Here is a 13245-nt window from a genome sequence, read left to right as displayed (position 1 = left end):
TTCCAGAACTCTATGTCACGGTCGCCGATCAGGCGGCGGCTTGTTCGGCCAGCTTGGCGCGAATCTGGCGCTTGATGCGCTGAGCGGCGATCGACAGCTGCTCGTCGCGAGCCTTGACGATGAAGACATCCAGGCCGCCCTTGTAGTCCAGGGTGCGCAGCGCGGCGTTCGAGATGCGCAGGCTGAACGTCTGGCCCAGGGCTTCCGACGTGACCTTGACCGTCTTCAGCGACGGCAGGAAGCGGCGCTTGGTCTTGATGTTCGAGTGGCTCACGTTGTGGCCGACCATGGGGCCGATACCGGTGAGTTCGCAACGACGCGACATCGTCAGATCCTTAAGGTGCGGCGTCCAGCCCGAGCGTGGGAGAGGACGCATGAAACAGTTGCGCGCGGGAACCAGCCCGCGCGAGAGGGGGCCGTATAAGGGAAGAGGCGGTTCGGCGTCAAGCCGAGTCTGGACCCATCGTCCCCGCGCCTCGTTCAGCCGTCATTCAAATGCCGCCCTGTATGGCCCATATGATGACGACCTCAAAAGAGACCCAAGCAGAACAGAAGGCTTCCATGTCCCGTCCGTCCTTGATCGATCGCCTGCCCAAGCGCGCGCTCGCCGTCCTGGCCCCGGTGATGGCCGGAGGCTTCATGCTGGCCTCGCCCGCCATCGCCCCGGCCCAGACTGCGGCTCAGTCCGAAGTCCTGCCCGGTTATTGGGAATACACCACCAGCGCGGTGGGTCAGCGCGACACCGAGCAGAAGTGCGTGCGGCCCAGCGAGATCAACCGATTCTTCGGCGGCCTGTCGACCAACAAGTGGCGCTGCACCTATCCGACCCGCGTGGTCGGCAACGGCAGCGCCCGCTTCGAGGGGACCTGCCAGGATCGCAAGGGCCGTCGCATCGCCGTTCGCCTGAACGGGACCTACACGGAAACCAGCTTCAGCTTCCGCGGCGGCGCCCAGATCGTGCGCGGCACCCCCTATATCCCCGCCAGCATAACCGCGCGCCGCATCAGCGCCCAGTGCCCGGCCAACGCCGAATACTTCTGACGGCGGCTCTGCGACGCATCAAAAAAGGCCCCGGATCGCTCCGGGGCCTTTTCTTTTGTTCGAGGTCGAAGCTTAGGCGGCTTCGGCGGTCGGGACCGGCTTCTTGGCGCTGAGCGACTTGGCGAGCAGCTCGACGGCGGCGTCCTTGTCGATCTTGTTGGCGGCGGCGACTTCGCGCGCCATGCGGTCCAGGGCCGATTCATAGAGCTGGCGCTCCGAATAGGACTGTTCCGGCTGGGTGTCGGCGCGATGCAGGTCGCGGACCACTTCGGCGATGGAGATCAAGTCGCCCGAGTTGATCTTGGCCTCGTATTCTTGGGCGCGACGCGACCACATGGTGCGCTTGATGCGCGCGCGGCCCTTCAGGGTGGTCAGGGCCTTGGTCACGACGTCGTCGGCGGCCAGCGAACGCAGACCGGCCGTCACGGCCTTCTTGGTCGGGACGCGCAGGGTCATCTTCTCGTGGTCGAAGGTCACGACATAGACCTCCAGCGACATGCCCGCGACTTCCTGGGTCTCGATCGCCGCCACCTTGCCGACGCCGTGCGCCGGATAGACGACCGCGTCGCCAACCTTGAACTCCAGACCAGTCTTGCTCGTCATAATCGTCCTTTCCCGGTCAGGGCCGGGCGAAACGAAGGCGCAGGAAACGCAAACAGGATCTCTCCCGCCGGATCGCTCCGTCGGAGGGGATGATGTTGGGCGTCAAAAGCGGAAACGGATCACCAAACCTCTGGCCGATCCCGTCTAGGGCGGGATTCTGTCGCAAACACGGGCGGCGCGAAGATTTCGCGGACCGCCCGATCCAATGAAACAGAACCTATCACAAATCTGCGGAATTTCAAAACGTCCACAGGGCGGACGTGCAATTACGGCAAGGCTTGAGCGCCGCCAGTCCTGAAATCAGGAACCCTTGCCCGGCTTGGGGCTGAAGTATTTCTCGTATTTGCCGGTTTCGCGCTCGTACTGCTCGCGGTCGGCGGGGGGCGTGCCCTTGACGGTGATGTTCGGCCAGACCTTGGCGTATTCGGCGTTGACCTGAAGCCATTTGCCGTCGGGCTCGTCCTCGGTGTCCGGCACGATGGCGTCGACGGGGCATTCCGGTTCGCACACGCCGCAGTCGATGCATTCGTCCGGCGCGATCACCAGGAAGTTCTCGCCCTCGTAGAAGCAGTCCACCGGACACACCTCGACGCAGTCCATGAACTTACATTTCACGCAGGCGTCGGTGACGATGTAGGTCATTGGGCGAAAAACGGGTGTCGGTCTGTGGGCGGGAGGCCTGCGACATGGCGGCCACGCAACCAACTGTCAACAGCGCGGCTTAAGCCGAGAGCCATTCGCAGCGCCTTGACAGAACGGCGCCTAATCGCAACTGTATTGATTGCATATCCGCCCCATCGACAGGAATTCCCCCATGCGCACCTCCCTCATGAAATACGCCGTCGCCGGCGCGGCCGCCCTCAGCCTGATCGCAGGCGGCGCGGTCGTGGCTCAGGCCGCCCTGACCAAGAACCCGGCCGAAGTCACCGCCGGGACCTACGATCTCGATTCCGGGCACGGCAAGATCACCTGGTCGGTCAATCACTTCGGCCTGTCGACCTATACGGGCCAGTTCGTGAACGTGAAGGCCGTGCTGAAGCTGGATCCGGCCAACCCCTCGGCCTCGACCCTGACCGCCACCATTCCGCTGACCGACGTGGCGCCCAATGACGAGGCGCTTAAGCATCACCTGCAGACGGCCGATTTCTTCGACACGGCGAACCACCCGACGGCGACCTTCGTGTCGCGCTCCGTGACCGTCGATCCGTCCGATCCGAACGAGGCGACCGTGGTCGGCGACCTGACCCTGAAGGGCGTGACCAAGCCCGTCACCATCGAGGTCGAGTTCAACGCCGCCGGAACCGTCATGGGCGCCTACAAGGCCGGCTTCGACGGCGAGGCGACCATCAAACGCTCGGACTTCGGCATCAACTACGCCCTGCCGGCCGTCTCCGACGAGGTGAACCTGCACATCGAAGGCGAGTTCGTCATCCAAAAGTAATGGAATAGAGCGCGCGGGCCTCTTCGGCAGGCCCGCGCCTTTCGCCCAGCGCCTCGACCTTCAGGCTGGTGACGCGGCCCTTCTGGGCGAAGGTCAGCAGGTCGCCGACATGAACGCACCGGCTGGGCTTGTCGAGCCGCGTCTCGCGCCCCTGATGCGTCAGTCGCACCGCCCCCCGCTCCACCAGATCGGCCGCCAGGCCGCGCGTCTTCACGAACCGCGCGCGCCACAACCAGATATCGATGCGACAGGCGTTCTCGTTCAAGCCTTCGCCTTTCGACGCGGACGACGACGCTTGGGCCGCGCCGGCGGCGCCTCCGTCAGGGCGGCGAGGGCGGCGAAGGGCGAGTCCTTGACGATTTTCGGCGCTGCGCCCGGCTTGTCGGGTCGGCGGGCGCGTTCGACCTTCAGGGCGGCGATGATCTGTTTCGCTTGATCGGCGCGCCAGCCCAGATCGGTCAGGGCCTCGTCGGACAGCCGGCCGTGATTGGCGGCCCGCAGCTCGGCCATCTTCTCCAGCGTCTCGACCGGCGTCAGCCACCGTCCCGCCAATCGCAATCCGTGCGCGGACAACAGCCGCGCCGACGGCGTCCCCACCGGGGCGGCGATCAGATCGGGCGTCGCCGGGATCAACGGCGCGGCGACGAAGGCCTGGGCGAAATGGCGCGCGCGCGGCTTCTGAAGACCGGGCAGCCACACCGAATGCACCCCGATGCGGATGGCGAAACTGCGCAGCGTGCGGCGCTCGACCTGACTGAGCGCGGCTAAATCGCGCTCGACCTCGCGCCGGTCGATCACGCCGCCGGCCTCGATCAGGCGAAAGGCGACGCCGCGCGGAAGGCCCTTCAATGTCCCCGACTCCACCGCCTGACGCAGCCGTCGCAGATCACGCAGCGCACGTCCCGCTTCCGCCGCCAGCCACGCCTCGATCCGGCGCTGGGCGCGCTCGCGGGCGGGCGTCGGTCCCAGATCGCCCAACAGACGCACGGAGGGCGTAAAGGGATTGACCCCCTGCGGCGTCGCATTGATCTGCGCCGTCAGCACGCCGCGCCACAGCACCGCCCCGTCCGGCGTGACCGAAAACCCGTCGTCGGTCTCGGCCGCCAGACGCCCCAGCCGTCGATTGATCTCGGGCGTCACCGCACGCACGGCGGCCTGGCGCAAGGTGCGGTCTTCCAGGGCCGAAGAGCCCTTCTCCATCTGAAAGCGCACGCCCTCCAGCTGGCCGACGACCTGGCCCTCGACCGTAACCTCGCCGTCTTCTGCGACGCCTGCAAACGTGTCTTCGCGCACGTTCAGCGCTCGCATCAGGGCGGTGGTTCGGCGATCCACAAACCGGGCGGTCAGCCGCTCGTGCAACACGTCGGACAGCCGATCTTCCAGCGCGCGAGTCTTGTCGCGCCAGCCTTGCGCGTCGTGGACCCAGTCCGGCCGGTTGGCGATGTAGGACAGGGTGCGCACCGCCGACAGCCGCGCCGACAGCTGGTCGATCTGACCGTCGTCGCGATCCACGAAGGCGAAGCGCGGCGCCATCCAGTCGTCGGTCAGCCGGCCGCGCTTGCCGGTCAGGGCGTGGAAGACGTCCTTGGCGAGCCGGGCGTGTTCATCCAGCGTCGTCTTCTGGAAGTCCGGCAACTGGCACGCTTCCCACAGCCGCATGACCGCCCCGCGCGAGCGCCCCACGCGCGCGATCTCCTCGTCCTTGATCAGGCGACGCAGCAGGGTCTCGTCCAGCGCCTCCGCCGTCAGGCTCAGCCCCGATCGTTGGGGCGTCACCGTCAGCGAGCGCAGCAGATCGGGCAGGGTGTCGAAATCCAGCCGGGCGTTCCGCCACTCCGCCGCCTCGATCGGATCGAACCGATGCTCGACCACCTGTTCGACCAGATCGTGGTCAAGATCCTCGGCCTCGGCCGTGACGCCGAAGGTGCCGTCGCGCAGATGCCGGCCGGCCCGCCCGGCGATCTGGCCGATTTCATGGGCGTAAAGCCAGCGGGTGCGCCGCCCGTCGAACTTTCTCAGGCCCGCGAAGGCGACATGGTCCACATCCATGTTCAGCCCCATGCCGATGGCGTCGGTGGCGACCAGGAAATCGACCTCGCCCGACTGATACAGCGCCACTTGCGCGTTGCGGGTGCGAGGAGACAGACTGCCCATCACCACCGCCGCCCCGCCTCTCTGGCGCCGGATCAGTTCGGCGATGGCGTAGACCCGGTCGGTCGAGAAGGCGACGATGGCGCTGCGGCGCGGCAGGCGGGTCAGTTTCTTGGAGCCCGCGTAGGACAGGGTGGACAGTCGGTCGCGCGTCACGATCTCCACATCCGGGACCAGGCGGCGGATCAGCGGCTCCATCGTGCCGGCGCCCAGGAACATCGTCTCGAACCGGCCGCGCGCGTGAAGCAGCCGCTGGGTGAAGACGTGGCCGCGCTCGGGGTCGGCGACCAGCTGGATTTCGTCGATGGCCAGAAACTCGACCGCCCGCTCCAGCGGCATGGCCTCGACGGTGCAGACGAAATAGTGCGGACGCGGCGGGACGATCTTTTCCTCGCCGGTGATCAGGGCGACGGCCGCCGCGCCGCGCTGTTTGACGATCCGCTCATAGATCTCACGCGCCAGCAGCCGCAGCGGCAGGCCGATCATGCCCGAGGCGTGACCCAGCATCCGCTCGACCGCCAGATGGGTCTTGCCGGTGTTGGTGGGCCCCAGGACCGCAGTCACGCGGGACGGGGCGAGGCCTGCGGACCGGTCGCTCATGTCGCGACTAAGGTGGCGACGAATCTCGTCCGGCTCAAGCGTCGCCGGCGCGCATTCCGATCCGAACCAGGGTGGACAGGTTCGCGGCCTGCATTTTCGTCATCACCTTGGCGCGAAAGATCTCCACCGTGCGCGGGCTGATCTCCAGCCTTTGCGCGATCTCCTTATTCGAACAGCCGTCGATCAGGGCGTCGAAGACCTGCCGCTCGCGCGGGGTCAGGGTGTCCAGGCGGGCCCTGGCGTCCTCGCGCGCGATCCGCTCGGCTTCAAGACTGGTCAGCGAGGCCAGGCAGCTGGAGACCGCGTCCAGTATCCGCTGTGGATCGAAGGGCTTTTCGACGAAATCGACGACGCCCGCCTTCATCAGCTGAACCGCAAGCGCCACCTCGCCGTGACCCGTGATGACGATCACCGGCCAAGTGTCGCCGCGCAGGCTCTTGAGACGCCCGATCAGCTCAGAACCCTGAAGCCCGGGCATCCGCACATCGGTGATGACGCAGGCGCTCTTGTCTGCTGGCAGATTGACCAGGAAGTCGTCGGCGCTGACGAAACTGCGCGCCCGGAAACCCGCCCCCCGCAGCATCAGCACCAGAGCGTCTCGCATGAAGGGGTCGTCGTCGATGATGAAGACGGAATGTGAGCTCATGGGAGGTCGGGCTCCGTGAGGCGAGGCAGACAGAACGAGAAGGTCGCTCCGCCTTGAGGATTACGACTGACGACTAAAGCGGCGCCGTGACTTTCAACGATTGAACGCGTCACGGAAAGACCCAGGCCCATGCCGCCGGGCTTGGTGGTGATCATCGGTTGAAAGATGTCGTCCATCTGCTCCGCGGGAATGCCGTCGCCGTTGTCCGAAACCGCGATTTCATAGCCATCCGATCCGTGCGAGCGTCCCGTCACGGTGACGCGCGCGCCCTCGCGTCCGATGACCGCATCCACGGCGTTGCGCACCAGATTGGCCAGCGCCTGCTGAATCTGGATTCGGTCGGCCAGCACCCGATCGTCGGTCTCTTCCATGTCCAGATCGATAGGGGTGTCGGTATCCTGTCCGATAAGGGCGAAGACCGGCGCAAGGTCCAGAATCATCACAGATGCGCGTTCTTCGGCAAAAGACCGCGACCCCGTGGCGACCTGTTCGCGCATGCGACGAATGATGTCGCCGGCACGCACCAATTGTGTCTTGGCCTGTTCAATCGTCTTGTTCGGCCTCTCCGCTGCTAGCCCGAGCGCCGCCAGCTCGGCCTGGCCAGTATGCAGATAGACGGCGGCGGCGGTAAGCGGCTGGTTCAGTTCGTGAGCAAGGGTCGCGGCCATCTCCCCCATTGAGTTCAGACGCCAAGCCTTGCTTAGCCTGTCGGTCAAATCTCTTTCGCGGCGCCGGACCGTTTCGGCCTCGCTGTCATCGCCCAGCGTCAGGATGATGTGCTCTGGCAAGATGTCGTCGGGCAAGACGTTGGCGTGGATCGTCAGAGGCGGTCCAGGACAATCCGACGGTCCGGGCGTCCAGGGGCCGGACGGTGCGAGAACCTCACCGCCCTGGCGCGCCTTCGACAAGGCTGTCTCGTCGAAGCCCGGCAGTAGCGACCAGAACGGCTGGTGAATCGCCGTTCGGCGATCTACGCGCAACAGATCAGCGGCCGCCGGCGTCACACGTCGCGTCCGTCCCTCGCGGTCCAGTGTCACGATCGGCGTGGAGGCGACGATAGTGTCCAGCAGCATCTCTCGCACGGCGAGATCACGTGTCAGAGCGCGGGCGTGTTCCAAGGCGTCGGTCAACCGACGACAGACCTCGGCGATGACCCAGGCGATGACGGCAAAGAGGGCCGCGTTCGCCATCGCGTACAGAGCGCTTTCGCGGCGCACCAGCCACAGGTTGGCGCCGATGGCCAACACGATCGCCAAGCCCACTGCTCCTCTGCCCGCCAGCAGAGCCGTAACGATCACAGCCGGTACAAGCGGCAGATAGTAGAAGTTTCCGAACGGCACGAGCCCGCTGCGAACCAACGTCGCGCCAAGCACCGACAGGCAGGCGATCAAAACTCCGCTTCGCCATGTCGTTGCTCGCGAAATCATCTCGGCTAGACGGCCGAAGGCGATTTTATTTCATGACAAGGTGAATTCATAACCTCCGACCTGCTTTGACTTTCATCTAAGCTTGGCTGCCGCTTTTTCGACAATTTTTAATAGCGGGATTTTCTATACGTGAACATACGTATTCGTCCGGACCTCGATGGTTTTGATCCCGGATGATCGCCGCAGGCTAACGGCCGCCATGGCCCGGCTAAGACGCTGTGCAGCCTACGCAATCGTACCTACGGCGTAGTTCAGATTTGATATTAATCATCGCCTCATTCTTGGGGTCCAGAATGCAGAAGCTTCAGGGGATCACCATGCGTGTCTGTACCGATGTCAACGCGCTTTTGGCGGACGACCCGCCGGCGATGGCGCGGATACGGGTGGTGGGCCCTGGAGCGGGCAGTCGCCGATCGCACCGGCCGGTTGCCACAAACCTATTTTGAGTAACCGATCCACCGGGGGATGCTGAGTTGAAGTTGATCGAGAATATGCCCGTAGGTCGCAAGCTGTTCGCGGCCTTCGGTCTGGTGCTGGCGGCGATCGCCGTCATGGGCGCTGTCATCATCGCCAGCCTGTTGCAGGTGGAGGCGGCTGGCAAGGTTCGCACGGTGGAAAACCAGGCTAACCGCTCCACGGCGAAGGCGGAATTCTACATGGCCCGCCAGGAGAACGCGATGCGCGGTTATCTCCTGTCTCAGGATCCCTACTATCTCGAACGCGTCGATGCTCACCGCGGCAAGTTCCTTGCGGCGATGGATGAACTGCGTGGCGAAGTGTCGGCCGATCGCGCCACGCTGATCGGCAAGGCCGTCGAGGGCAATGCCGTCTGGTACAAGAACGTCGTCGAAGCCGGTTCGGCGATGGTCCGCGACGGCCGCGGCGCGCAAGCCGTGCAGATGGTCGGTCGCAACGGAAGCGCCGACAACTATGTCGCGCCAGTCGAGGAGGCGGTCGACGCGATCAAGGCCGCCAACGACGTGGCGCTGAAAGCCGCTGTCGAGGCTCAGACCGCCGCCAGCCGCACCGCGCTGATCGCCACCGTCGTCGGCTTGATCTCCGCTCTAGTGATCGCTGTGATCTCGGGCTTCGTCGCGACGCGCTCCATCGTGCGACCGATCTTCACGATGGTCGCCCATATGCAGCGGCTGATGGCTGGCGACACGACCCTGACGGTCTCTGACGCCGAGCGAAATGACGAGTTCGGCAAGATGGGTCGGGCCATCCTCGCTTTCCGTGACGCGGCGGTCGAGAAGGTTCGCGTCGAACATGAAGCCATGGCTCACCGTTCCATGAGCGAACAGGAGCGCGCCGAACGCGAGGCGGACAAGGCGCGCGAAGCCGCCGAGGACGCTCAGGCCATCGCGGCCCTGGGCCAAGGCCTGTCGGCCATGTCGAACGGCGACCTGACCCACCGGATCGACATCGAGTTCAATCCTAAATTGGCTCAGCTGAAGACCGACTTCAACGCCGCCATCTCCCAGCTGCAGCAGGCCGTCTCGGTCGTGGTCGGCAACGTCTCGGGCATTCGCTCGGGCGCCGGCGAGATTTCGCAGGCCGCCGACGACCTGTCGCGCCGCACCGAACAGCAGGCCGCCTCGCTGGAGGAGACGGCTGCGGCCCTGGACGAAATCACCGCTACGGTGAACAAGACCGCCTCGGGCGCGCGGCAAGCGTCTGACGTCGTACGCGCCGCCAAGGGCGACGCCGAGACTTCGGGCGTCATCGTCCGCGATGCGGTGCAGGCGATGCAGGCCATCGAGGGCTCGTCCAGCGAGATCAACCAGATCATCGGCGTGATCGACGAGATCGCCTTCCAGACCAACCTGCTGGCCCTGAACGCGGGCGTGGAGGCCGCACGGGCGGGCGAGGCCGGTCGCGGCTTCGCGGTGGTCGCTTCCGAAGTCCGGGCGCTGGCCCAGCGCTCGGCCGAGGCCGCCAAGGAGATCAAGACCCTGATCTCGGCCTCCGCCGGCCAGGTCGGCGCGGGCGTGAAACTGGTCGGCGAGACCGGCGAGGCCCTGCAACGGATCGTCGATCGCGTGGCCGAGATCGACAGTCTGGTCACCGAAATCGCCGCCTCGGCCCAGGAACAGGCCGTCGGTCTGGCCGAGGTCAACACGGCGGTGAACCAGATGGACCAGGTCACCCAGCAGAACGCCGCCATGGTCGAACAATCCACCGCCGCCAGCCACTCGCTGGCGCAGGAGGCGGAAAGCCTGCAAGCCTCGGTTGCCCAGTTCCGCGTCGGGTCTTCGTCCTCGCGCGCCGCTGCGCCCGTGCCGGCTCGCGCCCCTGCGCCGGTCGCCAAACCGTCGAGCCACATGGCCGCCGCCCTGAAGGTCATCGGCCGAGGCGGCGCCGCACCCAAGCCTCAAGCCGCAGCCGTCGAGGATGGCTGGGAGGAGTTCTGATGACTGAAACCCTGATCCTGTCCGACGTGCTGGACCTGAATGCGGCCGAGCCGCTGAAGGCGGAGTTGCTGGCTTTGCGGGGGCACCGCGTGATCCTGGATGCTTCTGCTGTCCAGCGACTGGGCGGCCTGTGCCTGCAGATCCTGTTGTCGGCGCAAAAAACGTGGGCGACCGATGGCGTCAACCTAAGTTTAGGGTCTGCGTCCCAATACTGGACAGAACAATGGGCCGCCTACGGCGCGCCGGACTTCAACACCGAGGGGGCGTTGGCATGACCAAAACCGTTCTGACGATCGACGATTCACGCACCATGCGCGACATGCTGCTGATGGCGCTGGAAGATGCCGGCTATACCGTGATCCAGGCCGTCGACGGCGTGGATGGGCTGGAGACGCTGGACGCCAAGGGCGCCGACGTCATCATCACCGACATCAATATGCCGCGCATGGATGGCTTCGGCGTCATCGAGGGCGTGCGCGCCAATCCGAACCACCGCACCACCCCGGTGCTGGTGCTGACGACCGAGAGCGACGTCGAGAAGAAGGCCCGCGCCCGCGCCGCCGGGGCCACCGGCTGGATCGTCAAGCCGTTCGACCCCGTCAAGCTGGTGGACGCCGTCCGCCGCGTCGCCGCCTGATCGCCTAAAGCCCGCCGGACCTCGACCCAATGGACGCCTTCGAAGCCATCAAAGCCACCTTCTTCCAGGAGTGCGACGAACTGCTCGCCGACCTGGAGGCCAAGCTGATGCTGCTTGAACAGGGCCAGACCGATCTGGAGACGATCAACGCCGTCTTCCGCGCCGTCCATTCGGTCAAGGGCGGGGCAGGGGCCTTCGGCTTGGAAGACTTGGTTCGCTTCGCCCACGTCTTCGAGACCCTGATGGACGAACTGCGCGCAGGCCGTAAGCCGTGCGATCCGATCACCATCAAGACCCTGCTGCGCGCTTCCGATGTGCTGGCCGATCACATCCAGGCCGCTCAAGGCCTGATCCCGCCGGTGGACGAGGCGCGGTCCGCCGCACTGGTCGCCGAAATGCAGGTCCTGACCCACGGCGGCGAGGCGCCGGCCGAGGTCGAGGAGGACGAAGACGATTTCGGCTTCACCCCCATGGCCTTCGACATGGCGCTGGATGACGCCGCGCCCCTGCCCATCGACGATCTGGGCGGCGACTTGGGCGCCGACACGCCGTCGACCGGCTGGCGCGTCGTGTTCAAGCCGATGGGCCGGATGTACGTCAACGCCAACGAGACCAGCCTGCTGCTGCGCGAACTGGGTCGTCTGGGGCCGGTCACCGTCGTCGTGGATGACAGCGAGACGCCGACGCTGGACGCCCTGTCGGTCGAGGACGGCTGCCTGACCTGGACCGTCGATCTGGACGCCGACGTCGATGAGGCCGCCGTGCGAGAGGTCTTCGATTTCGTCGAGAGCGACTGCGAACTGACCATCACGCCCCTGGGGGGCGCCGCCGCCGATGCGACAGACATGGGCGCCTTCGCCGACGAACCGGCCGCCGTCCTGCCCGCCGGCGACGACCTGGACATCGCCGCCCTTTTGGCCAAGGCGAGCGGCGCGGCCGACGAGCCTGCCGCTGCACCCATTGCCCTGGTCGCCGCCGAGCCCGAACCCGAGCCCACGCCCGCTCCGGTCACGCCCGGTGTCGCGACAGTCGCCGCTCCAGTCGCTTCGGCGCCGACCCCCGCCGCCCCCGTCGCTCCGGCGCCTGTGACCATCCGGGTCGACCTGGACCGCGTGGATCGCCTGATCAACGTCGTCGGCGAACTCGTCATCCAGCAGGCCATGCTGTCGCAGCGCGTTCTGGAAAGCGGCCTGGCCCGGTCCTCCGGCATCGCGCTCGGAATGGAAGACCTGGAACTGCTGACCCGCGAGATCCAGGACAGCGTCATGGCGATCCGCGCCCAGCCGGTGAAGTCGGTGTTCCAGCGTATGCCGCGTCTGGTCCGCGAAGTCGCCGACATGGTCTCCAAACAGGTTCGTCTGGTCACGGCCGGCGAGGACACCGAGGTCGACAAGACCGTGGTCGAACGCCTAGCCGAACCCATCACCCACATGCTGCGCAACGCCATCGACCACGGGCTGGAAGCGCCCGAGGAGCGCGTCGCCGCCGGCAAGCCGGCTGAGGGCACGGTGCGTCTCGCCGCCCTGCATCGCTCGGGTCGGATCGTCATCGAAATCTCCGACGACGGGCGCGGCATCAACCGCGAACGCGTCAAGAAGATCGCCGTCGACAAGGGTCTGATCGCCGCCGATGCGCCGTTGACCGACGAACAGATCGACAATCTGATCTTCGCGCCGGGCTTCTCCACCGCCGCCGTCGTGTCCGACATCTCGGGTCGGGGCGTGGGCATGGATGTGGTCAAACGCTCGATCCAGGCCCTGGGCGGTCGCATCTCCATCAGCTCGGTGCCGGGCAAGGGTTCAACCTTCACCCTCAGCCTGCCGCTGACGCTGGCGGTGCTGGACGGCATGGTCGTCGCCGCCGCTGAACAGACGCTGATCGCACCGCTGCCGGCCATCGTCGAAAGCCTGACCCCGCAGGCCGTGGACCTGCATTTCGTCGGCGGCGTGGATCCCGTCATCCGCTTCCGCGACCGGTTCCTGCCGCTGATCGACGTGGCCCTGATCATGGGCTTCCGCGAACAGCCGATGAACCCGACCGAAGGCGTCGCCGTGGTCGTCGAGACCGAAGGCGGCCAGCAGGCGGCCCTGCTGTTCGACGCCATCCAGGGCCAGCGCCAGGTGGTCATCAAGAGCCTGGAAACCAACTACCAGCAGGTCGAGGGCGTCGCCGCCGCCACCATCCTGGGCGACGGGCGTGTGGCCCTGATCCTGGATGTCGATGTGCTGGTCACCGACATGCGCCGCAAATCCGTCCGTCCCGACTTCAAGCTCGCGAGCTGAACC

Annotated in this window: 13 protein-coding genes; 6 read left to right on the top strand and 7 right to left on the bottom strand. The window is 66.0% G+C overall.

What is annotated here, in order from left to right; translation table 11 throughout:
* Positions 1–28: 28 nt before the first annotated feature.
* Positions 29–325: a 50S ribosomal protein L28 gene (rpmB, locus tag LG306_RS16365; RefSeq protein ID WP_026108540.1), complete on the bottom strand. Its 297-nt coding sequence runs from the start codon at positions 323–325 to the stop codon at positions 29–31.
* Between the two features lie 236 nt (positions 326–561).
* Between rpmB and LG306_RS16360 the strand changes: the two genes are divergently transcribed.
* Positions 562–1041 (top strand): DUF3617 family protein, encoded by a 480-nt coding sequence (locus LG306_RS16360; protein WP_269219940.1) that lies wholly within the window; start codon positions 562–564, stop codon positions 1039–1041.
* A gap of 72 nt (positions 1042–1113) precedes the next feature.
* Here the strand turns inward: LG306_RS16360 and LG306_RS16355 are convergent, their stop codons facing one another.
* Positions 1114–1644 (bottom strand): CarD family transcriptional regulator, encoded by a 531-nt coding sequence (locus LG306_RS16355; protein WP_017505911.1) that lies wholly within the window; start codon positions 1642–1644, stop codon positions 1114–1116.
* A 300-nt stretch (positions 1645–1944) separates the two neighbouring features.
* Entirely contained in the window at positions 1945–2286 is a 342-nt protein-coding gene (gene fdxA, locus LG306_RS16350; RefSeq protein ID WP_017505910.1) for a ferredoxin FdxA, read from the bottom strand.
* Between the two features lie 172 nt (positions 2287–2458).
* Between fdxA and LG306_RS16345 the strand changes: the two genes are divergently transcribed.
* Entirely contained in the window at positions 2459–3085 is a 627-nt protein-coding gene (locus tag LG306_RS16345; RefSeq protein WP_404416752.1) for a YceI family protein, read from the top strand.
* Here the strand turns inward: LG306_RS16345 and LG306_RS16340 are convergent.
* From LG306_RS16340 to LG306_RS16325, 4 genes are read right to left on the bottom strand one after another with little or no spacing between them, the layout of a single operon-like run.
* Entirely contained in the window at positions 3072–3350 is a 279-nt protein-coding gene (locus LG306_RS16340; protein WP_404416749.1) for an RNA-binding S4 domain-containing protein, read from the bottom strand. The two genes, LG306_RS16345 and LG306_RS16340, sit on opposite strands and share 14 nt — an antisense overlap.
* Entirely contained in the window at positions 3347–5836 is a 2490-nt protein-coding gene (locus LG306_RS16335; protein WP_404416746.1) for a helicase-related protein, read from the bottom strand. Before LG306_RS16335 ends, LG306_RS16340 begins: the two co-directional genes overlap by 4 nt.
* 34 nt (positions 5837–5870) lie before the next feature.
* Positions 5871–6482: a response regulator transcription factor gene (locus tag LG306_RS16330; RefSeq protein ID WP_404416743.1), complete on the bottom strand. Its 612-nt coding sequence runs from the start codon at positions 6480–6482 to the stop codon at positions 5871–5873.
* Complete coding sequence (locus tag LG306_RS16325; protein ID WP_404416740.1) at positions 6479–7486, bottom strand: sensor histidine kinase; 1008 nt, start codon at positions 7484–7486, stop codon at positions 6479–6481. Before LG306_RS16325 ends, LG306_RS16330 begins: the two co-directional genes overlap by 4 nt.
* 896 nt (positions 7487–8382) lie before the next feature.
* Here LG306_RS16325 and LG306_RS16320 point away from each other — a divergent pair.
* From LG306_RS16320 to LG306_RS16305, 4 genes are read left to right on the top strand one after another with little or no spacing between them, the layout of a single operon-like run.
* Positions 8383–10323 (top strand): methyl-accepting chemotaxis protein, encoded by a 1941-nt coding sequence (locus LG306_RS16320; RefSeq protein WP_404416737.1) that lies wholly within the window; start codon positions 8383–8385, stop codon positions 10321–10323.
* Complete coding sequence (locus LG306_RS16315; RefSeq protein WP_404416734.1) at positions 10323–10598, top strand: STAS domain-containing protein; 276 nt, start codon at positions 10323–10325, stop codon at positions 10596–10598. The genes LG306_RS16320 and LG306_RS16315 overlap by 1 nt, the downstream gene beginning before the upstream one ends.
* A complete protein-coding gene (locus LG306_RS16310; protein ID WP_017505900.1) occupies positions 10595–10960 on the top strand; it encodes a response regulator in 366 nt (121 codons plus the stop codon). The genes LG306_RS16315 and LG306_RS16310 overlap by 4 nt, the downstream gene beginning before the upstream one ends.
* A gap of 29 nt (positions 10961–10989) precedes the next feature.
* Positions 10990–13242 carry a chemotaxis protein CheA gene (locus LG306_RS16305; protein WP_404416730.1) on the top strand — a complete coding sequence of 751 codons (2253 nt, stop codon included), beginning with the start codon at positions 10990–10992 and terminating at the stop codon, positions 13240–13242.
* Positions 13243–13245 lie beyond the last annotated feature (3 nt).

Origin of the sequence: Brevundimonas vesicularis (genome assembly GCF_044807075.1) — a bacterium.
Classification (GTDB): Bacteria; Pseudomonadota; Alphaproteobacteria; order Caulobacterales; family Caulobacteraceae; genus Brevundimonas; species Brevundimonas vesicularis_G.
This window is presented reverse-complemented; position numbering and strand designations above follow the sequence as displayed.